The organism is Methylobacterium sp. CB376, from assembly GCF_029714205.1.
In the GTDB taxonomy this organism is placed as follows: Bacteria; Pseudomonadota; Alphaproteobacteria; order Rhizobiales; family Beijerinckiaceae; genus Methylobacterium.
In genome coordinates this window covers 2,625,575-2,651,678 of record NZ_CP121648.1, presented here as the reverse complement: position 1 = coordinate 2,651,678, position 26,104 = coordinate 2,625,575, and the positions used below count along the sequence as shown (strand labels likewise).

The 26,104-nt window shown below is 72.9% G+C and carries 24 protein-coding genes; 17 read left to right on the top strand and 7 right to left on the bottom strand.

All coding sequences use genetic code 11. From position 1 onward, the window contains the following. Nucleotides 1–68: 68 nt before the first annotated feature. Both QA634_RS11920 and QA634_RS11915 read right to left on the bottom strand, forming a co-directional pair. Nucleotides 69–1,628, bottom strand: coding sequence for a formate dehydrogenase beta subunit (locus QA634_RS11920; RefSeq protein ID WP_012332221.1), 1,560 nt, complete (start codon nucleotides 1,626–1,628; stop codon nucleotides 69–71). Beyond that, nucleotides 1,625–2,098 (bottom strand): formate dehydrogenase subunit gamma, encoded by a 474-nt coding sequence (locus QA634_RS11915; protein WP_012332220.1) that lies wholly within the window; start codon nucleotides 2,096–2,098, stop codon nucleotides 1,625–1,627. The genes QA634_RS11920 and QA634_RS11915 overlap by 4 nt, the downstream gene beginning before the upstream one ends. Nucleotides 2,099–2,257: 159 nt before the next feature. On the opposite strand from QA634_RS11915, the gene QA634_RS11910 reads away from it, so the two are divergent. Further along, nucleotides 2,258–2,656 (top strand): GFA family protein, encoded by a 399-nt coding sequence (locus QA634_RS11910; RefSeq protein WP_012332219.1) that lies wholly within the window; start codon nucleotides 2,258–2,260, stop codon nucleotides 2,654–2,656. Nucleotides 2,657–2,686: 30 nt separating this feature from the next. Here the strand turns inward: QA634_RS11910 and QA634_RS11905 are convergent, their stop codons facing one another. Next, a complete protein-coding gene (locus QA634_RS11905) occupies nucleotides 2,687–3,595 on the bottom strand; it encodes a LysR family transcriptional regulator (RefSeq protein ID WP_012332218.1) in 909 nt (302 codons plus the stop codon). Nucleotides 3,596–3,976: 381 nt separating this feature from the next. Here QA634_RS11905 and coxB point away from each other — a divergent pair, with 381 nt between their 5' ends. From coxB to QA634_RS11850, 11 genes are all read left to right on the top strand, one after another. After that, on the top strand, nucleotides 3,977–4,840 hold the full coding sequence (coxB, locus tag QA634_RS11900) for a cytochrome c oxidase subunit II (RefSeq protein ID WP_043702277.1): 864 nt from the start codon (nucleotides 3,977–3,979) through the stop codon (nucleotides 4,838–4,840). A gap of 87 nt (nucleotides 4,841–4,927) precedes the next feature. Beyond that, on the top strand, nucleotides 4,928–6,556 hold the full coding sequence (gene ctaD / locus QA634_RS11895) for a cytochrome c oxidase subunit I (RefSeq protein WP_012332216.1): 1,629 nt from the start codon (nucleotides 4,928–4,930) through the stop codon (nucleotides 6,554–6,556). Nucleotides 6,557–6,678: 122 nt separating this feature from the next. Next, entirely contained in the window at nucleotides 6,679–7,632 is a 954-nt protein-coding gene (locus QA634_RS11890) for a heme o synthase (RefSeq protein ID WP_012332215.1), read from the top strand. Continuing rightward, complete coding sequence (locus tag QA634_RS11885; protein ID WP_012332214.1) at nucleotides 7,629–7,781, top strand: hypothetical protein; 153 nt, start codon at nucleotides 7,629–7,631, stop codon at nucleotides 7,779–7,781. Before QA634_RS11890 ends, QA634_RS11885 begins: the two co-directional genes overlap by 4 nt. Nucleotides 7,782–7,797: 16 nt before the next feature. Beyond that, nucleotides 7,798–8,418, top strand: coding sequence for a cytochrome c oxidase assembly protein (locus QA634_RS11880; protein ID WP_012332213.1), 621 nt, complete (start codon nucleotides 7,798–7,800; stop codon nucleotides 8,416–8,418). Between the two features lie 146 nt (nucleotides 8,419–8,564). After that, a complete protein-coding gene (locus QA634_RS11875) occupies nucleotides 8,565–9,425 on the top strand; it encodes a cytochrome c oxidase subunit 3 (protein ID WP_012332212.1) in 861 nt (286 codons plus the stop codon). A 277-nt stretch (nucleotides 9,426–9,702) separates the two neighbouring features. After that, nucleotides 9,703–10,071 carry a DUF983 domain-containing protein gene (locus QA634_RS11870; protein WP_012332211.1) on the top strand — a complete coding sequence of 123 codons (369 nt, stop codon included), beginning with the start codon at nucleotides 9,703–9,705 and terminating at the stop codon, nucleotides 10,069–10,071. Further along, complete coding sequence (locus QA634_RS11865) at nucleotides 10,071–10,832, top strand: SURF1 family protein (RefSeq protein WP_012332210.1); 762 nt, start codon at nucleotides 10,071–10,073, stop codon at nucleotides 10,830–10,832. The genes QA634_RS11870 and QA634_RS11865 overlap by 1 nt, the downstream gene beginning before the upstream one ends. A 217-nt stretch (nucleotides 10,833–11,049) precedes the next feature. Continuing rightward, the gene (gene thrC / locus QA634_RS11860) at nucleotides 11,050–12,465 is read left to right on the top strand and encodes a threonine synthase (protein ID WP_012332209.1); all 1,416 of its coding nucleotides are present in this window, start codon (nucleotides 11,050–11,052) and stop codon (nucleotides 12,463–12,465) included. After that, complete coding sequence (locus tag QA634_RS11855; protein ID WP_012332208.1) at nucleotides 12,462–13,757, top strand: M16 family metallopeptidase; 1,296 nt, start codon at nucleotides 12,462–12,464, stop codon at nucleotides 13,755–13,757. Before thrC ends, QA634_RS11855 begins: the two co-directional genes overlap by 4 nt. A gap of 183 nt (nucleotides 13,758–13,940) precedes the next feature. Continuing rightward, nucleotides 13,941–16,820: an EAL domain-containing protein gene (locus QA634_RS11850; RefSeq protein WP_012332207.1), complete on the top strand. Its 2,880-nt coding sequence runs from the start codon at nucleotides 13,941–13,943 to the stop codon at nucleotides 16,818–16,820. Nucleotides 16,821–17,136: 316 nt separating this feature from the next. Here QA634_RS11850 and QA634_RS11845 read toward each other — a convergent pair whose 3' ends face one another. Beyond that, nucleotides 17,137–17,520, bottom strand: a complete 384-nt coding sequence (locus tag QA634_RS11845) for a response regulator (protein WP_012332206.1) — start codon at nucleotides 17,518–17,520, stop codon at nucleotides 17,137–17,139. A gap of 244 nt (nucleotides 17,521–17,764) precedes the next feature. On the opposite strand from QA634_RS11845, the gene QA634_RS11840 reads away from it, so the two are divergent. The 4 genes from QA634_RS11840 to QA634_RS11825 all read left to right on the top strand — a co-directional run bounded on the left by QA634_RS11840 (nucleotide 17,765) and on the right by QA634_RS11825 (nucleotide 22,956). After that, a complete protein-coding gene (locus QA634_RS11840) occupies nucleotides 17,765–18,097 on the top strand; it encodes a hypothetical protein (protein ID WP_012332205.1) in 333 nt (110 codons plus the stop codon). A gap of 263 nt (nucleotides 18,098–18,360) precedes the next feature. Continuing rightward, entirely contained in the window at nucleotides 18,361–19,077 is a 717-nt protein-coding gene (locus QA634_RS11835) for an oxidoreductase (protein ID WP_283027496.1), read from the top strand. Nucleotides 19,078–19,223: 146 nt separating this feature from the next. Then, the gene (locus tag QA634_RS11830; RefSeq protein ID WP_012332203.1) at nucleotides 19,224–21,929 is read left to right on the top strand and encodes an ATP-binding cassette domain-containing protein; all 2,706 of its coding nucleotides are present in this window, start codon (nucleotides 19,224–19,226) and stop codon (nucleotides 21,927–21,929) included. A gap of 157 nt (nucleotides 21,930–22,086) precedes the next feature. Next, on the top strand, nucleotides 22,087–22,956 hold the full coding sequence (locus QA634_RS11825) for an MBL fold metallo-hydrolase (protein WP_012332202.1): 870 nt from the start codon (nucleotides 22,087–22,089) through the stop codon (nucleotides 22,954–22,956). A 16-nt stretch (nucleotides 22,957–22,972) separates the two neighbouring features. Here the strand turns inward: QA634_RS11825 and QA634_RS11820 are convergent, their stop codons facing one another. Genes QA634_RS11820 through gcvA form a run of 3 tightly spaced genes read right to left on the bottom strand, consistent with a single transcriptional unit; the run spans nucleotide 22,973 to nucleotide 25,577 of the window. Next, the gene (locus QA634_RS11820; RefSeq protein ID WP_012332201.1) at nucleotides 22,973–23,986 is read right to left on the bottom strand and encodes a nickel/cobalt transporter; all 1,014 of its coding nucleotides are present in this window, start codon (nucleotides 23,984–23,986) and stop codon (nucleotides 22,973–22,975) included. Further along, nucleotides 23,977–24,606, bottom strand: coding sequence for a DUF1007 family protein (locus tag QA634_RS11815; protein WP_012332200.1), 630 nt, complete (start codon nucleotides 24,604–24,606; stop codon nucleotides 23,977–23,979). The genes QA634_RS11820 and QA634_RS11815 overlap by 10 nt, the downstream gene beginning before the upstream one ends. 53 nt (nucleotides 24,607–24,659) lie before the next feature. Continuing rightward, nucleotides 24,660–25,577: a transcriptional regulator GcvA gene (gene gcvA, locus QA634_RS11810; protein WP_012332199.1), complete on the bottom strand. Its 918-nt coding sequence runs from the start codon at nucleotides 25,575–25,577 to the stop codon at nucleotides 24,660–24,662. Between the two features lie 104 nt (nucleotides 25,578–25,681). On the opposite strand from gcvA, the gene QA634_RS11805 reads away from it, so the two are divergent. After that, a complete protein-coding gene (locus tag QA634_RS11805; RefSeq protein WP_012332198.1) occupies nucleotides 25,682–25,909 on the top strand; it encodes a DUF1127 domain-containing protein in 228 nt (75 codons plus the stop codon). Nucleotides 25,910–26,104: the final 195 nt, after the last annotated feature.

Here is a 26,104-nt window from a genome sequence, read left to right as displayed (position 1 = left end):
GTCGGCGTCGCTCAGGCGCCGCGCGGGGGTGTCAGACGTTGTCCGGAGGTGATCGTCCGGACGACGGATCACTCGGCCGCGAGCGGCAGCCGGGAGCTGCGGTCGAAATCCTCGGGGAAGTGGGTGATGGCGCTCATCACCGGCACCGGCGTCAGCCCGCCCATGGCGCAGAGCGAGCCGTCGGTCATGACCTCGCAGAGGTCCTCGATCAGGCGCAGCGGCTCGGCCGGGGCCTCGCCGGCGAGGAGCCGGTCCATGGTCTCGCGCCCGCGCACCGCGCCGATCCGGCAGGGCGTGCACTTGCCGCAGGATTCGACCGCGCAGAACTCGAAGGCGAAGCGGGCCTGGCGGGCCATGTCGACGCTGTCGTCGAACACCACCACGCCGCCATGGCCGACGAGGCCCTTCCGCGCCGCGAAGGCCTCGTAATCCATCGGCGTGTCGAACAGGCCCTCGGGGAAGTAGGCCCCGAGGGGCCCGCCGACCTGGGCGGCGCGGACCGGCCGCCCCGAGCGGGTGCCGCCGCCGAAATCCTCGATCACCTCGCGCAGCGTGATGCCGAAGGCGGTCTCGATCAGCCCGCCCTGCCTGACGTTGCCGGCGAGCTGGATCGGCAGCGTGCCGCGCGAGCGGCCCATGCCGTAGGCGGCGTAGGCCTCCCCGCCATGGTCCAGGATCCACGGCACGGCCGCGAAGGAGAGCACGTTGTTGACGAGGGTCGGCCGCCCGAACAGGCCCTTGAGGGCCGGGATCGGGGGCTTGGCCCGCACGATGCCGCGCCTGCCCTCCAGGCTCTCCAGGAGCGAGGTCTCCTCCCCGCAGATGTAGGCGCCGGCCCCGAGGCGGACCTCCAGGTGGAAGTCCCGGCCCGAGCCCATGACGTTCCGGCCGAGGACGCCCGCCCGCTCGCCGGCCGCGATGGCCGCCCTCAGGGTCTCGCAGGCGTTCGGGTACTCGGAGCGCAGGTAGATGTAGCCCCGCGCCGCCCCGACCGCGACCCCCGCGATGGTCATGCCCTCGATGAGCGTGAAGGGGTCGCCCTCCATCAGCATCCGGTCGGCGAAGGTGCCGGAATCGCCCTCGTCGGCGTTGCAGACCACGTATTTGCGGTCGGCCTCGGCCCGCATCACGGTGTTCCACTTGATGCCGGTCGGGAAGCCGGCGCCGCCGCGGCCGCGCAGGCCCGAGAGCGTGACGGCGTCGACCGTGGCCGGCGCGCCGATCTCCAGCGCCCGGGCGAGGCCCCGATACCCGCGATGGGCCCGGTAATCCGCCACCGAGACGGGGTCGATCACGCCGCAGCGGTGGAAGGTCAGCCGCTGCTGGCGGGCCAGGAACGGGTGATCCTCCGGCCGGCCGACGCGCAGGCGATGCGCCCCGCCCGCCAGCAGGCCGGATTCGAGCAGGGATTCGACGTCGCCCGCCCGCACCGGGCCGTAGGCGATCCGCCCCTCCGGCGTCTCGACCTCGAGCAGCGGCTCCAGCCAGACCATGCCGCGGGAGCCGGTGCGCACGAGGCGGATGTCGAGGCCGCGGGCGAGCGCGGCGCGGGTGAGGGCCTCGGCGACGCGCTCGGCGCCGAGGCCGATCGCGACGGCGTCGCGGGGCAGGAAGATCGTGGCGGTCACGCGGCCTCCTCCGTCAGGGCGGCCGCGAGGCCCTCGGCGTCGAGGCGGGCCACCGGCGCGCCGTCCACGAGGGCGGCCGGACCGCAGGCGCAGAGGCCGAGGCAGAAGACCGGCTCGATCGTGACCGCGCCGTCCGCCGTGGTGCCGTGCCAGCCGACGCCGTAGCGGCCCAGGATCTCCGCGTGCAGCGCGTCGGCGCCGACCGCCTGGCAGGCCTCGGCGCGGCACAGCTTGACCACCCGGCGCCCGGCCGGCTCCGCCCGGAAATCGTGGTAGAAGGTGATGCAGCCGTGAACCTCGGCCTTCGAGAGGTTCAGCGCGTCGGCGATCAGCGCCACCGCGCCCTGGTCCACGTAGCCGAACCTCTCCTGCAGGGCGTGCAGGATCGGCAGCGTGGCCCCTTCCAGCTGGGCGTGTTCGGCGATGATCCCGGCCGCGCGCGCGGCATCCCAGGGCTCGTGTCCCGGCATCGTCCCCTTCCCGAATTCGTTCTGGTTCTAAGGTCAGGGTGGGTGATGACGTCGGGTGAATCAATCGCGCGGTTCGGTGGAACGACAGGGATTTTTTGTTAAGGATCGCGGCCGCCACCGGATTGCTCGCGTGATCCGGGGCTCGACGGGGAGGGGGCGATGCTGACGGGCGGATGTCTGTGCGGCCGGGTGCGCTACGCGGCCGACGCGCCGGCCTTCCACGAGACCCTGTGCCACTGCGCCTCCTGCCGCCGGGCGGTGGGGGCCGCGCCGGTGGCGTGGTTCAGCGTGGCGCGGGCCGCGCTCCGGTTCACCGGGGAGGCCCCCTCCCGCTACGCGTCGAGCCCCGGCGTGGTCCGGGGCTTCTGCGCCACCTGCGGGACCTCGCTGACCTACGAGGCCGAGGCCCACGCGGAGGAGATCGACGTGACGATCGCGAGCCTCGACGACCCGGACGCCGCGCCGCCCCGCGACCACACGCAGGCGGCCGGGCGGCCGCGCTGGACGGTGCTGGCGGACGGGCTGCCGGCTTACCCGGGCCGTCGGCCGGGGCGGTGAGGCGCCCCCGCGCCCGCCCCGACCATCCCCTCACCCGCCGGCCAGCTCGCGCCCGAGCTGGGGCGCCAGGGCCCGCGCCTCGGCCAGGAAGGCCGCCACCAGCGGCGTCATCGGGTCGCGGTCGGGCACGACGAGGCCGATCGTGTGGCGGATGTCGGGCTCCGTGATCGGCACCGCCCGCACCCGCTCGGTGAGCTTGAAGGTCTCGGCCAGGGCCGCCGGCATGATGCTCGCCCACTTCGCCGTCCGCACGTGGGTGACGAGCACGATCATCGAGTTGGATTCGAGGATCGGGGCCGGCTCCGCCCCCACGGCGCGCAATTGCCGGTCGATGATGCGGCGGTTCTGCATGTTGGGGGTGAGGAGGCAGAGCGGGATATGGGCGACCTCGGCCCAGGTGACCTCGTCGCGCCCGCCGTAGATGCCCTCCGCCGCGGTGAGCAGCCGGTACTGCTCGCGGTAGAGCGGCACCGTCGCGACCCGCCCGAGCGGCTCGTTCTCCAGGTAGGTGAGCCCGGCATCGAGTTCGAGATTGGCGATCTGGCGCACGATCTCGTGCGAGGTGGCCGATTGCACGCTGAAGCGCACGGCCGGGTGGCGGGCCCGGAAGGGCGTCGTCAGGGCGGCGACGATCGGCGTCGCGGTCGGCACCGCCGCCATGCGCAGGGTGCCGGAGAGGCCGCGGCGCAGGGCCGCCACCTCCTGGCGCATGGCGCGGGCGTCCCCGACGATCCGCCGCGCCCAGTCGAGCACGCGCTCGCCCTCCGGGGTGAAGCCCTGGAAGCGCGAGCCGCGCTGCACGAGCATCACCCCGAGCCGCTCCTCCAGCTGCTTCACCCCGGCCGAGAGGGTCTGCTGCGACACGCCGCAGGCCTGGGCGGCGCGCCCGAAATGCTGCTCGCGGGCGAGCGCCAGGATGAATTCCAGCCGGTCGATCATGGGATCGCGTGGGCGCGGCGATGGGGTCGCGGATGGGGTCGCGTGGGCGCGGGGCGCGCCCGGCGCCCGCTGCCGCCGGACCCTGCCCGAAGGCGGGGCCTCGGCACAACCCGCGACGCGCCCCGCGGCCCCGTCATCCCGCCGCAACAGGGGCCCGAAACTGGACGAAGGTCCGGGGCCGCCTGGGGTTTGCGGGCCCCGGATGCGACGCCAATGCCGTTGCGCTTGCTCCGGCGTTGTGGTGTGAGACGCCCACTGAAGGATCGTCGGCGGGTGCCGGACCCTGCGCGGCCGGCCGGCGCGGCGATCGACGGCCGACCGGCTCGCGCGAGCCTCACCCCGGCCGTCTCAGACCGGATCAACGGGAGCACCGAGGGCGATATGGGGATGGCGAGGGCGCAGCATCGGCGGTTCGGCCGAGCAATTCTGGGAGGCGCCGCGGCACTGGCGGCTTTCCTCACCGGCACAGCCGCCTTCGCGGCCGGCACCGGTCAGCCCGAGCCGTGGCAGATGGATCTGCAGAAACCCGTCACCCAGGTGGCGACCGAGATCTACAACTTCCACCACCTGCTGAACGTCATCATGCTGGCCATCGTGCTGCTGGTGCTGGCGCTGCTCCTGGTGGTGATCTTCCGCTTCAACGAGCGCAAGCAGCCGGTCCCGTCCCGCACCACCCACAACACGATGCTGGAGGTGGCCTGGACGATCGTGCCGGTGCTGATCCTGGTGGCGATCGCGATCCCGTCCTTCCGGGTGCTGCGCACGCAGCTCTCCGACCCGAAGGCCGACCTGATGGTCAAGGTCGTCGGCCACGCCTGGTACTGGTCCTACGAGTACCCGAAGGAGGTCGGCGGCTTCGGCTTCGACGCCAACCTGCTGGAGGGCGAGGACCAGGAGAAGTCCGGCCAGCCCAAGCTGCTCGCCACCGACAACATCATGGTCGTCCCGGTCAACAAGATCGTGAAGATCCAGGTCACCGCCGCGGACGTGATGCATTCCTGGGCGATGCCGTCCTTCGGCTTCAAGATCGATGCGATCCCGGGCCGCCTGAACCAGTTCTGGTTCAAGGCGGAGCGGGAGGGCACCTATCACGGCCAGTGCTCCGAATTGTGCGGCCAGCGCCACGCCTTCATGCCCATCACCGTGCGGGTGGTGAGCGACGAGGCCTTCCAGGCCTGGCTCACCGAGGCGAAGACCAAGTACGCCCGCCTCGACGCCGGCGCCAAGTTCGCCTCGGCCCGCTGACCCGCGTTCCGGCCGGGCCGCGAGGCCCGGCCGCTCCCGACACGATACGCCCACTTCCCGGTGGTCCCGTTTCAAGAGGTCCCGTTCATGGCAACCGCCGCATCGGCCGGGCACGCTGAGGCCCACGAACACACCCCACCCTTCTTCCAGCGCTGGTTCAACTCCACGAACCACAAGGACATCGGCACGCTCTACCTGCTCTTCGCCTTCTCGGCGGGCATCGTGGGCGCCTTCCTGTCCTTCGGCATCCGCATGGAGATGGAGCAGCCCGGGCTGCAGTACTTCTCCAACCCGCAGACCTACAACGTCTTCGTGACCGGCCACGGCCTCATCATGGTGTTCTTCATGGTGATGCCGGCGCTGATCGGCGGCTTCGGCAACTGGTTCGTGCCGCTGATGATCGGGGCGCCCGACATGGCGTTCCCGCGCATGAACAACATCTCGTTCTGGCTGACGGTGGCGGGCTTCCTGAGCCTGGTCTGCTCGCTCTTCGTCGAGGGCGCCCCGGGCGCGGTCGGCGCCGGCACCGGCTGGACCGTCTACCCGCCGCTCTCCACCGACGGCCATCCCGGCCCGGCGGTCGATTTCGGCATCTTCGCCCTGCACCTCTCGGGCGCGGGCTCGATCCTCGGCGCCATCAACTTCATCACCACCATCCTGAACATGCGCGCGCCGGGCATGACCCTGCACAAGATGCCGCTGTTCGCGTGGTCGATGCTGGTCACGGCCTTCCTGCTGCTGCTGTCGCTGCCGGTGCTGGCCGGCGCGATCACCATGCTGCTCACCGACCGCAACTTCGGCACCACGTTCTTCAGCCCGCAGGGCGGCGGCGACCCGATCCTCTACCAGCACCTGTTCTGGTTCTTCGGCCACCCCGAAGTCTACATCATGATCCTGCCGGCCTTCGGCATCGTCTCGCACATCATCTCGACCTTCTCGCGCAAGCCGGTCTTCGGCTACCTCGCGATGGCCTACGCGATGGTGGCGATCGGCGTGGTCGGCTTCGTGGTCTGGGCCCACCACATGTACACGGTCGGCCTGACGCTGCAGACGCAATCCTACTTCGTCTTCGCCACCATGGTCATCGCGGTGCCCACGGGCGTGAAGATCTTCTCCTGGATCGCCACGATGTGGGGCGGCTCGATCCGCTTCACCGCCGCCATGCACTGGGCCGTCGGCTTCGTCTTCCTGTTCACGGTCGGCGGCGTCACCGGCGTGATCCTGGCCAACGCCGCGGTCGACCGCTACCTGCACGACACGTACTACGTCGTGGCCCACTTCCACTACGTGCTGTCGCTCGGCGCGGTCTTCATCATCTTCGCGGGCGTCTATTACTGGTTCCCGAAGATGACCGGCCGCATGATCCCCGAGTGGGCGGGCAAGCTGCACTTCTGGCTCGCCTTCATCGGCGCCAACGTGCTGTTCTTCCCGATGCACTTCCTGGGCCTGGCCGGCATGCCGCGGCGCTACGCGGATTACCCGGACGCCTTCGCGGGCTGGCACTACGTCGCGACGATGGGCGGCCACATCTTCGCCCTCGGCATGGTGGTCTTCGTCATCGGCGTGGTCCTGGCCTTCCGCTCGAAGGAGCGGGCGGCGGACAATCCCTGGGGCGAGGGCGCCACGACGCTGGAATGGACCCTGTCCTCTCCTCCGCCGTTCCACCAGTACGAGACCCTGCCGGTGATCGTCGACGAACCGTCGCACGCTCACTGAGCCGGACAGCCGAGCAGGGCCGCCCTCGGGCGGCCCTCGCTCTTCTCCCGAACCCCCGCGCGGCGCGGGTTCCGGCGAGGAGCGAAGCCCCTCCCCGTTCTTCGCCTTCGCAACCGGTGGCCATGACGAGTCTGACGAACAGCCTGAATCCCGCCCGGAGCCTCGCGCCGGCCTCGAACGGCGACGTCGCGGATTTCTTCGCCCTGCTGAAGCCGCGGGTGATGGCGCTCGTGATCTTCACCGCGCTCGTCGGGATGACGGTGACGAAGAGCCACGTGAACCCGGTCATCGCCGCGGTCTCGCTCCTGATGATCGCGGTCGGCGCGGGCGCTTCGGGCTGCCTCAACATGTGGTGGGACGCGGACGTGGACGCGGTCATGTCCCGCACCCGGACGCGGCCGATCCCGGCGGGCAAGATCCGCCCCGACGAGGCCCTGGCCTTCGGGATGACGCTCTCGGTCGGCTCGGTGCTGATGCTCGGGCTCGCCGCCAACTGGCTCGCGGCCGGGCTCCTCGCCTTCACCATCGCCTTCTACGCCGTGATCTACTCGATGTGGCTGAAGCGGGCGACGGCGCAGAACATCGTGATCGGCGGCGCCGCCGGCGCCCTGCCGCCGATGATCGGCCAGGCGGTCGTCACCGGCACGGTCGGGATCGAGGGCCTCGTCCTGTTCCTGATCATCTTCGTCTGGACGCCGCCGCATTTCTGGGCGCTGGCCCTGGTCAAGTCTGGCGACTACGCCAAGGCCGGCATCCCGATGATGCCGAACGTGGCCGGCCCCGACTCGACCCGCCGCCAGATCGTCGCCTACACGCTGCTGCTCGCGCCGCTCGGCCTCGCCCCGGTGGCGCTCGGATTCGGCGGCCTGATCTACGGCCTCGTGGCGCTGCTCGGCGGCCTCGCGATGCTGGCGCTCAGCCTGCAGGTCTACCACCGCCGCGAGGGCGAGGGCGCCGACAAGGCCGCGATGGGCCTGTTCGGCTTCTCGATCCTCTACCTGTTCCTCCTGTTCTCGGCGCTGCTCGCCGAGCAGGGCCTCGGCCTGTTCCGGCCGGTCTCGCAGCTGTTCGGATGAGCGACTTCCCCGCCCTGACCCCCGAAGAGGCGCGCCGCCGCCGCAAGCGCTCGCTGGCGATCGCGCTCACCCTCGCGGCGCTCGTCGCCATCTTCTACGTGCTGACGATCGCCAAGCTCGGGCCGCAGGTCCTCAACCGGCCGCTGTGACCCGGGAGGTGCCCCGATGACCGCACACCGTTCCAGCCCCGCGCAGGCGGGCACGCCCGCCCGGGCGGGGATCCGCACCACCCTGATCGCCTGCATCGGCACCGTGGTCGGGATGACGGCGCTCGCCTTCGCGTCGGTGCCGCTCTACGACCTGTTCTGCAAGACGACGGGCTACGACGGCACGCCGCTGGTCGGCCGCGCGCCCTCGGCCCCCGCCTCCGACGAGGTCATGACCGTCCACTTCGATACCAACGTCTCGCCGAGCCTGCCCTGGCGCTTCGAGGCCGAGGCGCCGCGCGTCGAGGCCAAGCTCGGCGCCACCCAGACGGTCTTCTTCCGGGTCACCAACACGGCGAGCCTGCCGACCACCGGGGTGGCCACCTTCAACGTCCAGCCCGGCCTGATGGGCGGCTACTTCGTGAAGATCCAGTGCTTCTGCTTCAACGAGCAGACCCTGAAGCCGGGCGAGACCATCGACGTGCCGGTGGTGTTCTACGTCGACCCGGCGGTGCGGACGGACCCGAACACCCGCGATTACGCGGAGATGACCCTGTCCTACACGTACTTCCCGTCGAAGAACGGCCAGCCCACGGCCGCGCTTGCGACAACGAGCGCGGGCGAACCGCGCCCGAATTGACCCTATGGCCCGGTGACAGGCGAGAGGGTGCACACTAAAGCGTGAGCCGGCCGAGCCGCCCCGGGGACCAGGGGGCACCGGCACACGCAGGCAAGGGGCCGCGACCCGCGCGCCGGGTCGAACGAGAGGCGAGGAGATCGATCACGATGGCCGAGGCGCACGCGAAGCACCACGACTACCACCTCGTCAATCCGAGTCCCTGGCCGCTCGTCGGCTCGGCCAGCGCCTTCCTGATGGTGTTCGGCGCGGTCTTCTGGATGAAGAGCCTGACCCTCGCGAAGCTCGCGATCGGGCCGTACTTCTTCTTCGCCGGCGTGATCGGCGTCCTCTACACCATGCTGAGCTGGTGGCGGGACGTGGTGCACGAGGCCGAGACCGGCGACCACACCCGCGTGGTGCAGCTGCACCACCGCTACGGGATGATGATGTTCATCGCCTCCGAGGTGATGTTCTTCGTGGCGTGGTTCTGGGCCTATTTCGACGCGGCGCTTTACGCGGCCGAGCCGATCCAGGCCTCGCGGCTCGAATTCACCGGCGGCCACTGGCCCCCGAAGGGCGTCGAGGCCTTCGATCCCTGGCACCTGCCGCTCCTCAACACCCTGATCCTGCTCACCTCCGGCACCACGGTGACCTGGGCGCACCACGCGCTCCTCAACGACGACCGCAAGGGCCTGAAGTACGGCCTGTGGCTGACCATCGCGCTCGGCGTGCTGTTCAGCTGCGTCCAGGCCTACGAGTACGCGCACGCCCATTTCGGCTTCTCGGGCAGCATCTACTCGGCGACCTTCTTCATGGCGACCGGCTTCCACGGCGCTCACGTCATCATCGGCACGATCTTCCTCGCGGTCTGCCTCTACCGCGCCTATCTCGGCCAGTTCTCGCCGCGCCAGCATCTCGGCTTCGAGTTCGCCGCCTGGTACTGGCACTTCGTCGACGTGGTGTGGCTGTTCCTGTTCGCGGCGATCTACGTCTGGGGCTCGGGCTTCGGCCACGCCGCCGGGCACTGATCCGACATCCGACGGATTGCTTTCGCAATGCGGATGTCGGCTTCGCTCAAGCGCCGCGCGGGCTCGCTCCGCGCGGGCTCGTCATCCGCGGTCCGGACGTGATCGTCCGGACCGCGGATGAGGCGCCGGCACGCAACGGTGCGGGAGAGGGCGGCGCGAGCCGCCCTTTTTCGTGGCGGGGCCCGCGTCCCCTCCCCATATGCGGGTGGGCGCCGCGCTCCCCCCGGTCCCGGGGCGCGCGAGCCGGCCGCCCTCCCCAGCGCAGGAGCGACATCAGGTGGACGACATCCGCACCATTCCATCCCCGGCGACGGCGGGACTGCGCGGCCGCTGCCCGCGCTGCGGCGAGGGCCACCTGTTCAAGGGGTTCCTGAGCTTCCGGCCGTCCTGCGAGGTCTGCGGCCTCGACTTCAAGTTCATCGACTCGGCCGACGGCCCGGCCTTCTTCGTGATGTCGATCGTCGGCCTCGTGGTGGTGGCCCTCGCGATGTGGGTCGAGTTCGCCTACGAGCCGCCGCTCTGGCTGCACGCCGTGCTCTGGGTCCCGCTCTCGGTCGTCCTGAGCCTGATCCTGGTGCGCCCCCTGAAGGGCCTGATGGCGGCGCTGCAATTCTCCAACCGGGCCGAGCAGGGACGCTTCCGCTGATGCGCGCGCGGGCCGAGCCTGCGGCCGGGGCGCCGCGCTGGCGCGCCCTGGTGGCGCCCGGCCTCGCCACCCTGGTCTGCCTCGCGATCCTGCTCGGGCTCGGCACCTGGCAGGTCGAGCGCAAGGCCTGGAAGGAGGGCCTGATCCGCCAGATCGTCGAGCGCGCGAAGATCGATCCCCCGCCCCCACCCCCGGCTCCCGGGGCCTGGGATCCGGGCGCCGACGAGTTCAGGCGCGTGCGCGCGACCGGCCGCTTCCTGCACGACAAGGAGACGCTGGTGCACGGGCTCGCTCCGGGCGAGGTGCCCGGGCGGGCGCAGCAGGGCTACTACGTGCTCACCCCGCTCCTGCGCGACGACGGCCCGCCGATCCTGGTCAATCGCGGCTTCGTCCCGACCGAGCTGAAGAACCCGAGGGATCGCGCGGCCGGGCAGGTCGAGGGACCGGTCACCGTGACGGGGATCCTGCGGGCGAGCGAGGCGCGCGGGATGTTCGTGCCCGCCCCCGATCCGGCGCGCGGCGAGTGGTTCAACCGCGACGTGCCGGGCATCGTCGCCGCCCGCGGGCTCGACGGGGCCGCGCCCTACCTGATCGAGGCCGACGCGACGCCCAATCCGGGCGGCTGGCCGAAGGGCGGGCAGCTGCGGGTCGACCTGCCCAACAACCACCTGCAATACGCGTTCACGTGGTACGGCATCGCGCTCTGCCTCGTGGGCGTGTTCGGGGCCTATGCGTGGAGGACGCTGTCGGCGCCGGCCTGAAGCCGGAGGCTGTCCGGGCACGCGTTGCGCGGCGGCCCGCATTCCGGGCGAGGCGCGTGCGGTGCACCTGCCGAAGCGAGAGCGATGGCGGAGACCGAACCCGATCTCCGAATCCGCGCCGCCCACCCGCGTCCGGCCATCTCGCGGCATCCACGGCGACCGGCTGACGCCGCCGCTCATTTCGTGTAGGCCACCCGCCAGCCTCAGGACCTTTCCCGTGCTCCATGTCTCGACGCGCGGCGCCGCCCCGCCGCTGACCTTCACCGACGCGCTCCTCGCCGGCCTCGCCCGCGACGGCGGCCTCTACCTGCCCGAGAGCTGGCCCAGCCTCGCGCCCGAGACCATCGCGGGCCTCGCGGGCAAGCCCTACGCGGAGGCCGCCAAGGCCGTGCTCGCGCCCCTCGTCGACGGCGAGATCCCGCGCGCCGCGCTCGACCGGATGATCGAGGCGGCCTATGCCGGCTTCCGGCACCCGGCCGTGTGCCCGCTCGTCCAGCTCGACGCGAACCTGTTCCTGCTCGAACTCCACCACGGCCCGACGCTCGCCTTCAAGGACGTGGCGATGCAGCTCCTCGGGCGGCTGATGGACCACGTGCTCAAGGCCCGCGGCAGCCGCGCCACCATCGTGGGCGCCACCTCGGGCGACACCGGCAGCGCCGCCGTCGAGGCCTTCCGCGGCCTCGACCAGGTCGACGTCTTCATCCTGTTCCCGCACGGCCGCGTGTCGGAGGTCCAGCGGCGCCAGATGACGAGTGTGGACTCGCCGAACGTTCACGCGCTCGCGGTCGAGGGCACCTTCGACGATTGCCAGGCGATCGTGAAGGCCCTGTTCCAGCACCCCCGCTTCGCCGAGGAGGTGCGGCTCTCGGGCGTGAACTCGATCAACTGGGCGCGGGTCGCCGCGCAGGCCACCTACTACTTCACCAGCGCGGTCGCCCTCGGGGCGCCGCACCGGCCGGTCTCCTTCGCGGTGCCGACCGGCAATTTCGGCGACATCCTGGCCGGCTGGGTCGCCAAGCGGATGGGCCTGCCGGTCGGCCGCCTGATGATCGGCACCAACGCCAACGACATCCTGGCCCGTACCCTCGCGACCGGGACCTACGAGGTGCGCGGCGTCGCCCCCACCACCTCCCCCTCGATGGACATCCAGGTCTCGTCGAATTTCGAGCGCCTGCTCTTCGAGGCCCTCGGCCGCGAGCCGGAGGGGCTGACCCGGCTGATGGCCGGCCTGAAGCAATCCGGCCGCTTCACGCTGCCGCCGGAGGTGCTGAAGCGGGTGCGGAGCGAGTTCGACGCCGCCGCGGTGCCGGAGCCGGAGGTCGCGGCCGAGATCCGCGACACCTACGCGCGCACGGGGCAGATCCTCGATCCGCACAGCGCCATCGGCGTGCGGGCGGGGCGCCGGCTGCTCGAGGCCGATCCGGCGACGCCGGTCGTGGCGCTCGCGACCGCCCACGCGGCGAAGTTCCCGGACGCGGTCGAGGCGGCGACCGGCATCCGCCCGGCGCTGCCGCCCCACCTCGCCGACCTGATGACCCGGCCCGAGCGCTTCAGCGTGGTGGCCAACGACGAGGGCGCGGTCGAGCGCGTCATCCGCGAGCGGGCGCGCATCCTGCGCGGGGCGGCGGCGTGAACCAGCACTTCTCGACCTTCGGCGCCTCGCCGACGCTGCGCGTCACCCGCCTGCCGAACGGCTTCACGGTCGCCACCGAGCCGATGCCCGGGGTCGCCACCGCGACGCTCGGGGTCTGGGTCGGCGCCGGCTCGCGCCACGAGCGGCCTCAGGAGCACGGGCTCAGCCACCTCATCGAGCACATGGCCTTCAAGGGCACGCGCACGCGCAGCGCCCGGGCCGTGGCCGAGGACATCGAGAATGTCGGCGGTGACATCAACGCCGCCACCAGCGCCGAGCAGACGAGCTACACGGCCCGCGTCCTCGGCGAGGATGTCGGCGTCGCCCTCGACGTGATCGGCGACATCCTGACGAACTCGGTCTACGAGGAGGCCGAACTCGCCCGCGAGAAGGGCGTGATCCTGCAGGAGCACGCCGCCGTCGAGGACACGCCCGACGACGTGGTCTACGACGCCTTCACGGAGGCGGCCTTCCCGGACCAGCCGATCGGCCGACCGATCCTCGGGCGCCCGGAGACGATCCAGGGATTCGACCGCCCGGCCATCGAGGCCTACCTCGCGCGCGAGTACACGCCCGACCGCATGGTGCTGGCGGCGGCCGGCGCCGTCTCGCACGAGGCGATCGTGGCGGCGGCCGAGCGCCATTTCGGGATTCTCCCGGCCCGCGCGGCGCCCGAGGCGGTGCCCGGCCTCTACCGGGGCGGCGAGCGGCGCATGGCGCGCAAGCTCGAACAGGCCAATCTCGTGCTCGGCCTGCCCGGCCTGTCCTTCCGGGACGAGGGCTACTACGCGCTCCACCTCTTCGCGCAGGTGCTCGGCGGCGGGCTGACCTCGCGGCTCTGGCACGAGGTGCGGGAGACCCGCGGCCTCGCCTACGAGATCCACGCCTTCCACTGGCCCTTCTCGGATTGCGGCCTGTTCGGGATCGGGGCCGGCACGGCGGGCGCCGACCTGTCCGCCCTCGTCGAGGTGACGATCGGGTGCCTCGGCGCGGCCGCGGGCGCGATCGAGCTGGCGGAACTGGCGCGGGCCAAGGCCCAGCTCAAGGTCTCTCTCCTCTCGGCCCTGGAGACGCCGGGCGGGCGCATCGAGCGCATCGCCCGCCAGCTCCTCGCCTGGGGGCGCGTGATCCCGGCCGAGGAGATCATCGCCAAGGTCGACGCGGTGACGCTCGACCAAGTCCGGGCGGCGGGCCGCTCCGTGATGGCGGGCGCCCCGACCCTCGCGGCGATCGGCCCGATCCGGAGGCTGCAGAGCCTCGACGCGGTCGGCCGCGCGCTCCGGGCGGCCTGAGCGCGGGGCGCCCCGCGCCAACTTGATTTGGCCGCAAAGCGGGACCACCACGGCCCCCGCCCGGAGGCAGGCGGCAGGGGAGACCGGGCCCGCGCGCCTTGCTCCGAAGCTTGGGCGTCGGTACGGTTCGGGGCCCCTCGCGAAGGGCCACCTCCCTCCCCGGTCTGAAGACGTTCGACAGCGTTGCGCCACGCCACCCTCGCCCTCGCCCTCCTGGTCGCCCTCGCGGGCGCGCTGCACCCCTCGGCGGCCCGCGCGCTGGAGGCGGTGCGGGTCAGCCTCGACGCCCAGGCCATCGACCTGACGCCCGCGATCGAGCGCTACCGCTCGGACGGCGACCTGATCCAGATCTCGACCGCGCCCGGCAAGGACGGCATCGTGCGCCGCATCGCCGTCAAGGCGCGCGAGACCGGGGCGCGGCCGGACTGGATCGTGTTCGCGCTCACCAACGACACCGACGAGCAGATCGACCGCATCCTGGTGGCGCCGCATTTCCGGCTCGTCGGGTCGGGGATCGTCTGGCCGGATCTCGGCGGGTCGCGCATCGCCGCCATCACGGCGAGCCAGGGCATCCGGCCCGAGCGCGACGAGAGCCCGGACGCGGACCAGTTCACCGTCACCCTCGACCCGGGCACCACCGTCACCTTCGTGGCGGAGCTGCGCACGCCCAACGTGCCGCAGATCTACCTCTGGGACCAGGACGCCTACCGCAAGAAGGCGACCGGGCTCACCCTCTACAAGGGCATCATCATCGGCATCGCCGGCCTGCTCGCCCTCTTCCTGACCGTCGTCTTCGTGGTGAAGGGCGCCATCATCTTCCCGGCGGCGGCGGCCCTCGCCTGGTCGGTCCTGGCCTATACCTGCATCGATTTCGGTTTCTTCCAGCGCATCTTCCCCGTCACGGAGGCGGCCGAGCGGATCTACCGCGCCTCCGCCGAGGCGGTGCTGGGGGCGACCCTGCTCGTGTTCCTGTTCGCCTATCTCAACCTCGCCCGCTGGCACGTGCGCTACAGCCACGTGGCCCTGCTCTGGCTGATCTTCCTCGCCGGCCTCGTCGCCCTCGCGGTGGTCGATCCGCCGGTGGCGGCGGGCGTCGCGCGCATCTCGATCGCGACCGTGGCCGGGGTCGGCCTCCTCCTCGTCCTCTACCTCGCGGCCCATAACGGCTACGACCGGGCGATCCTGCTGATCCCGACCTGGCTCCTCCTCACCGCCTGGGTGGTGGCGGCGGGCTTCGCCATCACCGGCCAGCTGCGCAACGACCTCGTGCAGCCGGCGCTGATCGGCGGCCTCGTGCTGATCGTCATGCTGATCGGCTTCACGGTGCTGCAGCACGCCTTCGCGGGCGGGGGCATCGGCGCGACCCTGGTCTCGGACACCGAGCGGCGGGCGCTCGCGCTCACCGGCGCGGGCGACGTCGTGTTCGACTGGGACGTGCCGGGGGACCGGGTCTTCGTCGGGCCGGAGATCGAGGGGCAGCTCGGCCTCAAGCGCGGCGCCCTGGAAGGGCCGGCGGCGAACTGGCTCGCCCTGCTGCACCCTTTCGACGTCGACCGCTACTCGGCCGCCCTCGACACCGTCATCGAGGAGCGGCGCGGGCGCATCAGCCAGGATTTCCGCCTGCGCGCCGCCGCGGGTCCGTATTTCTGGTTCCGCCTCAAGGCTCGCCCGGTGATCGGGGCGGATGGCGAGGTGATCCGCATCGTCGGCACCATCGCGGACGTGACGGAGCTCAAGATCGCCGAGGAGCGGCTGCTGCACGACGCGGTCCACGACAACCTCACGGGCCTGCCGAACCGCGAGCTCTTCCACGACCGGCTCGACGCCGCCCTGACCCTGGCGGGCCAGGATCCCCGGCTGAAGCCCACCGTCTTCGTCCTCGACATCGACCGCTTCAAGCAGGTGAACGACGCGATCGGGCTCTCGGCCGGCGACTCGATCCTGCTCACCCTGTCTCGGCGCCTCGGCCGGCTGCTGCGGCCGCAGGACACGCTCGCCCGCATCGCCGGCGACGAATTCGCCATCATCCTGGTCTCGGAGCGCGACCCGGACCGGATCATCGCCTTCGCGGAATCGATCCGGCGGACCATCACGACGCCGATCACCTACGCGGACCGGGAGATCTTCCTGACGCCCTCGATCGGCGTCGCGCTGCACGAGACGGGCGCGAACGCCAAGCGCGATCAGGTCTTCAAGAACGCCGAGATCGCCATGATCCAGGCCAAGCGCCAGGGCGGCGACCGGATCGAGGTCTACCGGCCGACCATGCGGGCGGACCGGGGCGACCGGATGCTGCTGGAGAACGACCTCCGTCGGGCGCTGGAGCGCAACGAGATCAAGGTGCTGTTCCAGCCGATCGTGCGGCTGGAGGACCGCACCGTCGCGGGATTCGAGGCGCTGCTGCGCTGGGACCACCCCAAGCACGGGCGGATCTCGCCCCAGACCTTCATCCCGATCGCCGAGGAATCCGGGCTCATCGTCGATCTCGGCGTCTTCGCCCTGGAGCGCACGGCGGCCGAACTGGCGGCCTGGCAGCAGGCGCTGGTCGTCGAGCCGCCGCTCTTCGCCTCGGTCAACGTCTCCTCGCGCCAGCTCCTGCGCCACGACCTGCTGCACGACGTCAAGACAGTGCTCGCCCGCACCGGCGTCGCCCCGGGATCGCTGAAGCTCGAACTCACCGAGAGCCTGGTGATGGAGAACCCGGAATACGCCGCCCAGATGCTCGCGCGCATCGCCGAGCTCGGGGCCGGGCTGTCGCTCGACGATTTCGGCACCGGCTACTCGGCCCTGGCCTACCTGCAGCGCTTCCCGTTCGACACGCTCAAGATCGACCAATCCTTCGTGCGCCAGATGGCGAGCGGCCGGACCGTGATCCTGCGCTCGATCGTCCGCATGGCGCAGGAACTCGGGCTCGAGATCGTCGCGGAGGGGGCCGAGACCGAGGCCGACGCGCAGGCCCTGGCCGAACTCGGCTGCGACTACGCGCAGGGCTTCGCGTTCGGCGAGCCGATGTCGATCCACCAGGCGCGCCAGCTCGTCGGCGCGGCGCCCGCGGCGGCCTGATCCGGGATCCGCTTGATCGAAGCGGATCCCGGATCACAAGCCTGCGCAAGCAATCAACCGGATGGCGGATGAGAGGTCTCCGCCTGATCCGGTCAGACTTGCGCCGAGCCCGAGGACGATCTCGGCCGACGGCGTCTCGGTCCGATTGGCGCCGGAGCGGCGTCGCACGGGTTCCTGCTGATCGGTTCGGCGTGACGCGGCCAGGGCCGTCATCGCCCGTCCGGGATCCGGGCGGCCGGTCTCGGCGGACGACGACGCCGGACCCATCGATCGAGAGCCGCACGGGAGGCGCGCGGGCTGCGACCGGGCGGGACGCTCAGGGCGCCCGCGCCTCGCCGGCCTGATGCGGGCAGAGGGCCTCGAGGGCGCGCAGCAGCCGGTCCCCGTGCAGCGGCTTGCGGTGGACGGGCAGGTCCGGCCACATCAGCCGCATGGCCCGGGGCAGGACGCCCCCCGTGCAGACCAGGACCGGGATGCCGCCGCGGATCAGGCGCTCGGCCGTCGGCGTCGCCTCGCCGTCCGCGAGGTTGAGGTCGAGGATCGCCACGTCGACCGGCTCGCGGTCGAGGAGCGCCAGCGCCTCTCGGTTCGTGCGCGCCGGGCCGACCGGACTGCCCTGCGCGTCGGTGACAAGGTCGCTCAGTTCGAGCGCGATCAGCATCTCGTCCTCGACGATCAGGACGCGCCGGCCAGTCAGCATCTGGGCCTCCAAGCTCCGCGGGAGCCGGTGTCGGGGTGGAGGAAGCAGGGTCGTCGGGGGAGGCCAGCCTCGCTTCCGGGGGCGCCGAATCGCCACGCTTCAGACTGAGTTGCCGCCGCTCCGCGGTCAATCGACCAGTTCGCGCAGGTCGCGTTTAAACGCTCCTTAACCATACACGCGGCACCGTCCGCACGTGGCCGGGGTGCGATCGGATGCCGGCCCGGAACCGGACGGGGAACAGGCCATGGGCGAGGCGGCACGGGATCACGCGTGGCAGGGGGGATCGACGGATTCGTCGCGCCTGCAGCGGCTTCTCCTGCGCCCGCTGCCGCGCGCGGCGGCCGCGCCGGCCGTCGCGCCGGACGAGGCCGACGAGGACGTCCTGGAGGAGGAACTCTCCCGGCTCGCGGCCGAGAACGTCATCATCAAGGCGGCCCTGCGCTCCGAGCAGGCCGAGGTCGCGGAACTGCGCGCGCGGCTCGGCGAGGCGGCCGCCAGCGAGAGCCTGGAGGATGTCCGGGCCGACCGTGACCGCTGGGCCGGGCTCGTCGAGCGCCTCCTCTTCGCCGGCCGCTGACGCGCCGGGCCGCCGATGTCCACCCGACCGCGCTGCTCGCTCGTCGTCAACGGCAAGACCGTGCGCGTCGCGACCGGCGACACGCCCCTCGATGCCGCGCTCACCGCGGGCGTCGCCGCCGGGCATGACGGCGTGGTGCAGGACGCGGTGCCGCGCCTGCCCCAGACCGGACGGACCCGGCCGCGCCTCGGCGACGGCGCCACCCGCCCGATCCCCGCCCCCTCCCCCTCGCGGCGCTCCGCGCCGCCAAGCGGGCCGGAACGGTGCTCAGCGTCGCGGCCCTGTCGGAGAACGTCCGCGAGGTCGTGATCACCGTCTCCCGTCCCCTCGACCTGAAGCCGGGGCTGGCCATGGAGGCGGCCTTCGCGGGCTTCCCGGCCCGCCCGCTCTGCCCGACCCAGCGCCTCGACGGCAGCACGGAACTCAACGAACTCGTCTTCCACCTGCGCCGCGACGGGCCGCTCGGGGCGGCGCTCGGCGGGGCGGTCGGCCCGGGGCACGGGGTGCGCCTGCGCGGGCCGGTCGGCGGGGCGGCCTATCGGCCCGGGACGGGACGGCTCGTCCTGGTCTCCGCCGAGACGGGCTTCGCGCCGATCTGGGCCATCGCCCGCGCGGCCCGCTACCTCGAACCGGACCGGGAGATGGTCCTCGTCGCCGGCGCGCGGGACGCGGACGACCTCTACATGCGCCCGGCGCTCGCGTGGCTCCGGGCCACCGGAATCGGCCAGATCACCCTCGTGGCCTCGGCGAACCGCGCCGGGGCGCCCGATATCCGTCCCGGCCCGATCCCCGCCCACCTGCCCCCCTTGGGCCCCGCGGATTGCGTCTACGCGGCCGGGGTGCCCGACGTGGTGCGGGCGGTCGAGCGGCTGTCGGCCGCGGCGGGCGCGTCCTGCGCCGCCATCCCGTTCCTGCCGGCCATCAGCCGGGCGCGCCGCCTCGTCTCCCCGGGCGAGCAGGACGCGACGCTCATTCGGTAGGCGCCGCCGGGGGCGCGGGCCGGCCTGCGGGCGCGGGCCCGCTGCGGGTGCGGGCCCGCCGCGGGCCCGCGCCCGCCGCGATATTGCCGCGCTGGTGCCCGACAGGCAGGGTCCGCCCGCTGGGTGGCGGACGAGCAGGATCGAGGATGGAGCGGGATCCCATCGCGTTCGCGTGGCGCAGCGCCCCGCGCCAGCACGCCGTCGCGGTCGCCGTCGCGCTGGGCGCGGGCCTGCCCGTGGTCGCCCTCGGGCTCGCCCTCGTGCGCGACCTCGTCGACGAACTCCTGGTCGCCGCCGATCCCGGCCACGGCCCCCTCCTGCTCCTGCGGATCGTGCTGCCGCTGCCCGAGCGGCTCGGCGGCCCGCTGACGCTCCTGCCGGGCTGGCCGATGAGCCAGGAGGCGATGACCCTCCGGGCCGTGGGCGGACTCGCCCTGGTCGGAATCCTGCTCGCCGGCCTCGGCTGGATCACGGCCCGGCTCTGCTTCTCGGGTCAGGGCGCGGCCGTGGAGCGCCTGCGCCGCGGGGCCGCCGAGGCGATCCTGCGCTCGGGACCGGCCGGCCGCGACGAGGCGCGGGCCCTCGCCGGCCAGGTCGGCGAGGGGCTGCGGGCGGTGGACGCGCTGCTGGCGGTCGGCCTGCTGGTCCCGGCGCTGACCGGGGGCGCGGTGCTGCTGGCCCTCGGGGTGGCGGCCGCGGCCGCGCCGCGCCTCGTTCCCGCCGTGGCGGTGAGCGTCGTCGCGGCGGCCCTCGCCCGGGCCCTGCTGATCATCCGGGCGAATCGTCAGATCGAGAAGCGCCGCGACGAGAGCCTCGCCCTGGAGCGGGCGCTCACCGACCTCGTGCGGCGCCTGCCGGCGGTGCGGGCGCACGGCACCGCCGCCTTCGAGCGGGCGCGCCTCGGCCACGCGGCCCTGGCGGCGCGCCGCGGCCTCGCGCGGGCGGAGGCGTCGCTCGCCCGCGCCCGCGCCCCCGCCCTGGCGCTCTTCGTGCTGCTGCCCGCCCTCGTCCTCGCCACCGCGCTCTGGCACGAGGCGGGACCGGCCCCGCCCGTCACCGCCGGGGCGCTGGCGGCCGCCTTCGGGGCGCTGGCCCTCGCGGCGAGCCTGCTCGCCCTGCTGCTGCGCCAGAACGAGCGCCGCCGGGCGGCGCTCCCCGCCTTCGGGGAGATCGGCCGCCTCGTCGCCGCCCTGGAGGCGCGGGCCAAGGCCACGCGCCGCCTCGCGCCGGCCGCGAGCTTCCCGCGCGGCGGACCGATCGTGCTCGCGGGAGCGGCGGCCTACGATCCCGCCTCGGGCGAGCGGCTCATCGGCCTCGACCTGACCCTGCCGATGCCCGGACACGTGGCGATCCTGGGGCGCCGCGGCAGCGGCGGCCGTGTCCTCGCCGCGCTCGTCGCCGGCCAGCTCGAGCCGACGACCGGCCAGGTGACCTATGCAGGCACGGACCTGCGGGCGCTCGACCCCTCGGAGCGGGCGCGCCGCATCGCCTTCGCGGGGGACGAGCCCGTCCTTGTGGCCGGCAGCCTCCTCCAGAACCTGCTCTACGGCGACCTCGCCTTCGCGGACGGCTCGGCGCCGGACCCGGACGCGCCCCCTCCCCACTCGCCCCACCTGGAGGAGCGGCTCGTGGAGGCGCTGGCCGTGACCGGGCTCGACGCGCTGGTGCGGGCGCGGGGCCTCGCGAGCCTCGTCGCGCCGAGCATCGACCCGGATACCGCCGCGGCGATCGTGGCGACCCGCTCGGCCCTGCGCGAGGCGCTCACGTCCGAGCAGGCTGCCCACCTGATCGAGCCCTTCGACCCGCACCGCTACAACGCCCAGGCCACGGTCGGGGAGAACCTGCTGTTCGGCGAGCCGGTCGGCCGCGCCTTCGCGGAGGAGCGGCTCGCCGGGCACCCCTTCACCCGCGCGGTGCTGGAGGCCGAGGGCCTGACCCGGCCGATGATCGAGATGGGGCTCGCCATCGCCCGGGCGACGGTGGAGATCTTCGCCGACCTCCCGGACGACCACCCGCTCTTCGACGCGTTCTCGCTGTTCCCGGCGGCCGAGCGGGGCTTCTTCGAGGATCTCGTCGCCCGCCAGCCGGAGGCGACGGGCTGGCGGCGCGGCCCGGCCGGGCAGCGGGACCGCGCCCGGCTGATCGGCCTCGCGCTCCGCTACAGCGAGAGCCGGCACCGCTTCGGCCTGATCGACGCGGCCTTCGAGGAGCGGCTGGTCGCGGCGCGCCGCACCTTCGCGGCCCTGCTGCCGGCCAACCTGCGCGCCAGCGTGGAATTCTACGACCCCGCCAAGGTCACGATCGCGGCGAGCCTGGAGGAGAACCTCCTGTTCGGCCGGATCGCGGGCGCGGAGGCGGGCGCCGGCACGCGGGTGCGCGCCGTGATGCAGCGGGTCCTGGCCGAGCGCGGCCTCGAACGCACGGTCTACCGCTTCGGCCTCTCGGCCAAGGTCGATCCGCGCGCGGCCGAGAGCGGGCTCGGCAACCGCGACGCCGCCCTCACGGCGGCCGAGCGCAGCGCGATCGATCTCGCTCGCTGCCTCGTGCGCCAGCCCGACATCCTGGTGGTGGGGCTCGCCCTCGACGACCGCAGCCCGGCCGAGATCCGGGCCGGCCTGGCGCGGCTTCGCGCCGCCCGGGCCGGGCGCGGCCTCGTCGTCTGCCTGCCCGACGCGGTCAGCCTGCCGGAGGACGCACCCTTCGATGCCGTGGTGCGGGCTGAGCGAAACACCGCCCTGCCGATTCAACCTTCGGGTGACGCATCCGACCTATCCCCCTTGCGCAAGCCGCACGTTCTGGGGAACTTCGCGCACGAGACACCCGTTCGTGATGGAGTGACCGCGTGGAAGTGATCGAGGTTCCGCAGCGACGCGATTGGGCGTCGACGCGCGCGGCCCTCCATCAGGAGGCCGGGTCAGGAGCCCCGCGCGGCCGGTCGACGAGGGTCGTGCTGTGCGAAGACGCACATTCTTCAGCGCCGAAGCGGATCATCGTGAGGGCATGAAACATATGGGTCTCCTCGCGTCGGACAGCCTGACGCTCCGCTTCTGGGGCGTGCGGGGGTCTGTCTGCGCGTCCGGTCCGAACGTCGTGGAGTTCGGAGGCCACACGCCCTGCGTCGAGATCCGGTGCGGCGAGCGGCTCTTCGTCATCGATGCGGGGACCGGGATCAACGCGCTCGGAGCCTATCACGGGGCGGATCTGCCGCAGCGAATCGACCTGCTGTTCAGCCACCTCCACCTCGACCACGTCACGGGACTCGCCTTCTTCAAGCCGGCGGTGCTCGACCGGACCCGCGAGATCCACACCTATTGCGGCAACCTCGACGGCGAGAGCGCCGAGGCGCCCCTGAACCGCCTGTTCTCGCCCCCGCTCTTCCCGATCACCCTCGACGCGCTGCCCGCCCGCTTCGTCCATCACGGATTCCGGGCCGGCGAGACCCTGACCTTCGCGGACGGGAGCACGGTCGCCACCCTGCCGCTGCAGCATCCGCAGGGCGCCACGGGCTACCGCTTCCGCCACGCGGGCCGGACCGCCTGCTACATCAGCGACATCGAGCACAGCGAGCCCTGGCCCGAGCGCAACCTCCTGAACTTCGTCCGCGACGCCGACCTCGTCGTCTATGACGGGATGTTCACCGAGGGCGAGTATCCGGCCTGCCGGGGCTGGGGCCACTCGACCTGGGAGAAGGGCGTGGAGCTGTGCCGCGCGGCGAATGTCGGCCGGCTCGGCATCATCCACCTCTATCCCCAGCACAGCGACGCCGAGCTGCGCGACATGGAGAAGGCGCTGCAGGCCGCCATGCCGACCGCCTTCATCGCCCGCGAGCGGCAGAAGCTCGTCCTCGCCGCCGAGACCTGCGTGCCGGAATTCGTCTGAACCGACGGCCCGGCGGTCAGACGATCGCGGCGGCGTAGCCGGTCAGGAGCGCCGCGCCGAGCACGAGGACGAAGGCGCCGGCCAGGAGTTCGAGCCCCGCGAGCGCGAGCGCCCCGATCTCTCCCCGTCCCCCGGCGAGGCGCAGGGCCGCCGCCTTGGCGAAGACCGCGAGCGCGGCGAGCGCCGCGGTGGTGAGTGCCGTGCCCGCCGCCATGGCGAGGGCCGCGAGGATCCCGGCGGCGAACACCTTCTGGGAGAGGGCGAAGACCAGGACCAGGATCGCGCCCGCGCAGGGCCGCGCCCCCGCGGCCAGGACGACGCCGGCCTGCTCGCGCCAGGTGCCGAGCCGCTCGATCCGGCCGGCATCCGCCAGGACCGCGTGGCCGCATTCCGGCCCGCAGGGCGCCGGCGCCGCGCCCGCGAGGCGCGACGCGAGGGCGCCCGCCTTGCGCCAGGTCACGGCGAGCCCGAGCAGGGCCACGCAGGCGAAGCCCGCGGTCTCGACCGCGCGGCCCGCCTCGGTGATCCCCGCCGCGGTCCAGCGCAGCAGCGCCGCGCCGCCGCCGACGAGCGCGATCGCGACGGCGGCCTGGACCAGGGCCGCCGCGGCGCTGAGGGCGAGGCCCCGCCGCAGCGCCCGCTCGCCGGCCACGATGTAGCCCGCGATCACCGCCTTGCCGTGGCCGGGACCCGCGGCGTGGAAGACCCCATAGGCGAAGCCGAGGCCGGCGAGCGGCCCGTAGCCGCCCTGCCCGGCCCGGATCCCCGCGACCGCCGCTTGCAGACTGCGCGAGAACCCCGCCTGCATGGCGAGCAGCCAGGCCCCGAGCGAGCCGGCCCCCGAGGGCGCGGCCTCGCGGAAGCCCATGCCGAAGGGCGAGCGCGGCGGGGGCGCGAAGCCCGGCGCCAGCACCGCGACAAGCCCCGCGAGCAGGGCGGCGGCGACCAGCGCCGCGGCGAGGGCGAGGCCCAGCCGCAGGAGCGCCCCGCGCGCGGCGGGGAGGGCGACGGGGGCGGATCTCACGAGCACGTCACTGTAATCCGATTCGCGAATTGCACGCCGTAATTGGCCGCGTCGGTGAGCGCGGAGAAGAAGGATTCCGACATCTGGGCCGGCGCGGCGCTCTTGGGCCGGTGGGCCAGGGCCTTGCAGGAGGCCGGCGCGCCCACGAGGGTGGCGGCATCCTCGCCCTCGGCGAGGCTGAAGGCGACGAAGTAGGTCGGGTCGTAGACGTCGAGGGAGATCGGCCCCTTCGCGGGCGTGCGCAGCGGCAGGGTGAAGCGCAGGGTCAGCCGGCCCTCCGCGAAGGTCATCGCGGCGGCCTGCGGGCCGTCGAACTCCTGCTTGCGCCCGTCGATCTTCAGGCTGGTGAAATAGGCCGATTCGGCGAGGTTCTCGGTGTTCTCGCGCGCGAGGGCGGCGAGGCCGTCCGGGCTCGGCGCCTCTCCGCCCAGGCCCTGCACCGCGAAGGCCGAGTAGGAGGGGTCGAAGGTCCAGGCGTGCCGGATCGCGGCGACGCGCCCGTCAGGCCCGTAGACCACCTCCGCCCGGGTGGTGATCCAGACATGCGGATGGGCCTGGGCCGCGCCGCCGGCCGCCAGGAGGGCGCCGAGGGAGAGGGTGAGGCGGGCGAGGCGGGATAACGGCATGGTCACGCTCGGGAGCCACCTCGCGGGATTCGGCGGCCCCGAGTGGTCCCGCCTCAAAGCGGCGAAAGCGCGGCGGCGGCCTGCCCGTGCAGCCAGGCGCGGAACCGGGCGACCTTGGGCGAATCGGGTTCGTCGGGGGTGACGATGTAGAAGGCGTAGGGGCTCGGCACCTCCTCGGCGAAGGGGCGCACGAGGCTGCCCGGACGGACGAGGTCGCCGCCGAGCACGCGGGTGGCCAGGGCCACGCCCTGCCCGGCGGTGGCGGCCTGCAGGACCATGAAGGTGTGCGTGAAGGTCGGCCCGCGCTTCGGCCGCAGGTCCGCCGCTCCGACCGCCGCGAGCCATTGCGGCCAGACGATCATGTCGGCGTCGACGGGATCGCCATCGTGCAGGAGCGTGTGGGCGGCGAGGTCGCGCAACTCGCGCAGGGGCGGGTTTCCGTCCCGCAGGCCGGGGCTGCAGACCGGGAAGACCGCGTCGCGCAGGAGCAGTTCGCAGCGCAGGCCCGGATAGGCGCCCCTGCCGTGCCGGATCGCGACGTCGGCCTCGTCGCGGGTGAAGTCGATGAGCTGGTTGTTGGCGACGATGCGCACGTCGAGGTCCGGATTGGCCTCGCGAAAGGCGCCGATCCGCGGGATCAACCAGAGCGACGCGAAGGAATGGGTGGTGTTGACCGTGAGCGCGCCGTCGACGCCCTGCCGCCGCAGGACCAGCGCGGCGGCGGCGAATCCGTCGAGGAGCCGGCCCGCCTCCTCGGCGAAGCGCAGGCCCGCCCGCGTCGGGACGACGCCGCGGCTCGGCAGGCGGCGGAACAGCGGCATGCCCGCCCAGGCCTCCAGGGCCTTGACCTGCTGGGCGATCGCCCCGGCGCTCACCCCGAGTTCGTCGCCCGCCGCCTGGAAGGTGGGGTGGCGGGCGGCGGCCTCGAAGGCCCGGACGGCGTTGAGGGGGGGCAGTCGGCGCCCTGCCATGGCCTAGAAATCCTTGGTCGGCGGCGGAGAGCTTCTGGTTTGCGCCGCGGCGCCCCCGCGCGCAAGCTGCCTCGCATCAGATCGACGAACCGACGGAGACAGCCATGACGACCCTGGTCGGAGGCCGAGAAAATCTGCGCCTCGTGCCCGCCATCCGGCGGTCCTCGCCCCGGCCGCGCCTCCTCACGCTGGTGGAGCGGCTCGAACTCTGGGGGCAGCGCCACCGGCAGCGCCGCGACCTGCGCCACCTCCCGGACGGGCTGCTCAAGGATATCGGCGTGTCGCGGGCCGACGTGGCCCGGGAATCCGACAAGCCGTTCTGGCAGGCGTGAGGGCGGGCCGGCGAAGGTGACGTGCGCCGCGCTCAGGGCCGAGGCCTGGACGTTCGGGAGGCGGATCGCGTCGCCCGCGCCGGAGGGGTTCCCGCGTCGGCGCCGACCTGCCAGGGCGCCGCGGATCGGTCGGGCAGCAATCGCGTGAGGCTCGTTGCCGGATCAGCGAGGGGCGTGCGGGCGCCCGGCTGGGCC

Coding starts and splice junctions, on each gene's coding strand:
- QA634_RS11910 (WP_012332219.1), top strand. CDS start 2,258: ATGCTGACGGGCGGATGTCTGTGCGGCCGGGTGCGCTACGCGGCCGAC.
- QA634_RS11840 (WP_012332205.1), top strand. CDS start 17,765: ATGGGCGAGGCGGCACGGGATCACGCGTGGCAGGGGGGATCGACGGAT.
- QA634_RS11865 (WP_012332210.1), top strand. CDS start 10,071: ATGCGCGCGCGGGCCGAGCCTGCGGCCGGGGCGCCGCGCTGGCGCGCC.
- QA634_RS11915 (WP_012332220.1), bottom strand. CDS start 2,098: ATGCCGGGACACGAGCCCTGGGATGCCGCGCGCGCGGCCGGGATCATC.
- QA634_RS11905 (WP_012332218.1), bottom strand. CDS start 3,595: ATGATCGACCGGCTGGAATTCATCCTGGCGCTCGCCCGCGAGCAGCAT.
- QA634_RS11875 (WP_012332212.1), top strand. CDS start 8,565: ATGGCCGAGGCGCACGCGAAGCACCACGACTACCACCTCGTCAATCCG.
- QA634_RS11805 (WP_012332198.1), top strand. CDS start 25,682: ATGACGACCCTGGTCGGAGGCCGAGAAAATCTGCGCCTCGTGCCCGCC.
- gcvA (WP_012332199.1), bottom strand. CDS start 25,577: ATGGCAGGGCGCCGACTGCCCCCCCTCAACGCCGTCCGGGCCTTCGAG.
- QA634_RS11830 (WP_012332203.1), top strand. CDS start 19,224: ATGGAGCGGGATCCCATCGCGTTCGCGTGGCGCAGCGCCCCGCGCCAG.
- QA634_RS11825 (WP_012332202.1), top strand. CDS start 22,087: ATGGGTCTCCTCGCGTCGGACAGCCTGACGCTCCGCTTCTGGGGCGTG.
- QA634_RS11880 (WP_012332213.1), top strand. CDS start 7,798: ATGACCGCACACCGTTCCAGCCCCGCGCAGGCGGGCACGCCCGCCCGG.
- QA634_RS11890 (WP_012332215.1), top strand. CDS start 6,679: ATGACGAGTCTGACGAACAGCCTGAATCCCGCCCGGAGCCTCGCGCCG.
- QA634_RS11845 (WP_012332206.1), bottom strand. CDS start 17,520: ATGCTGACTGGCCGGCGCGTCCTGATCGTCGAGGACGAGATGCTGATC.
- QA634_RS11885 (WP_012332214.1), top strand. CDS start 7,629: ATGAGCGACTTCCCCGCCCTGACCCCCGAAGAGGCGCGCCGCCGCCGC.
- ctaD (WP_012332216.1), top strand. CDS start 4,928: ATGGCAACCGCCGCATCGGCCGGGCACGCTGAGGCCCACGAACACACC.
- coxB (WP_043702277.1), top strand. CDS start 3,977: ATGGGGATGGCGAGGGCGCAGCATCGGCGGTTCGGCCGAGCAATTCTG.
- QA634_RS11815 (WP_012332200.1), bottom strand. CDS start 24,606: ATGCCGTTATCCCGCCTCGCCCGCCTCACCCTCTCCCTCGGCGCCCTC.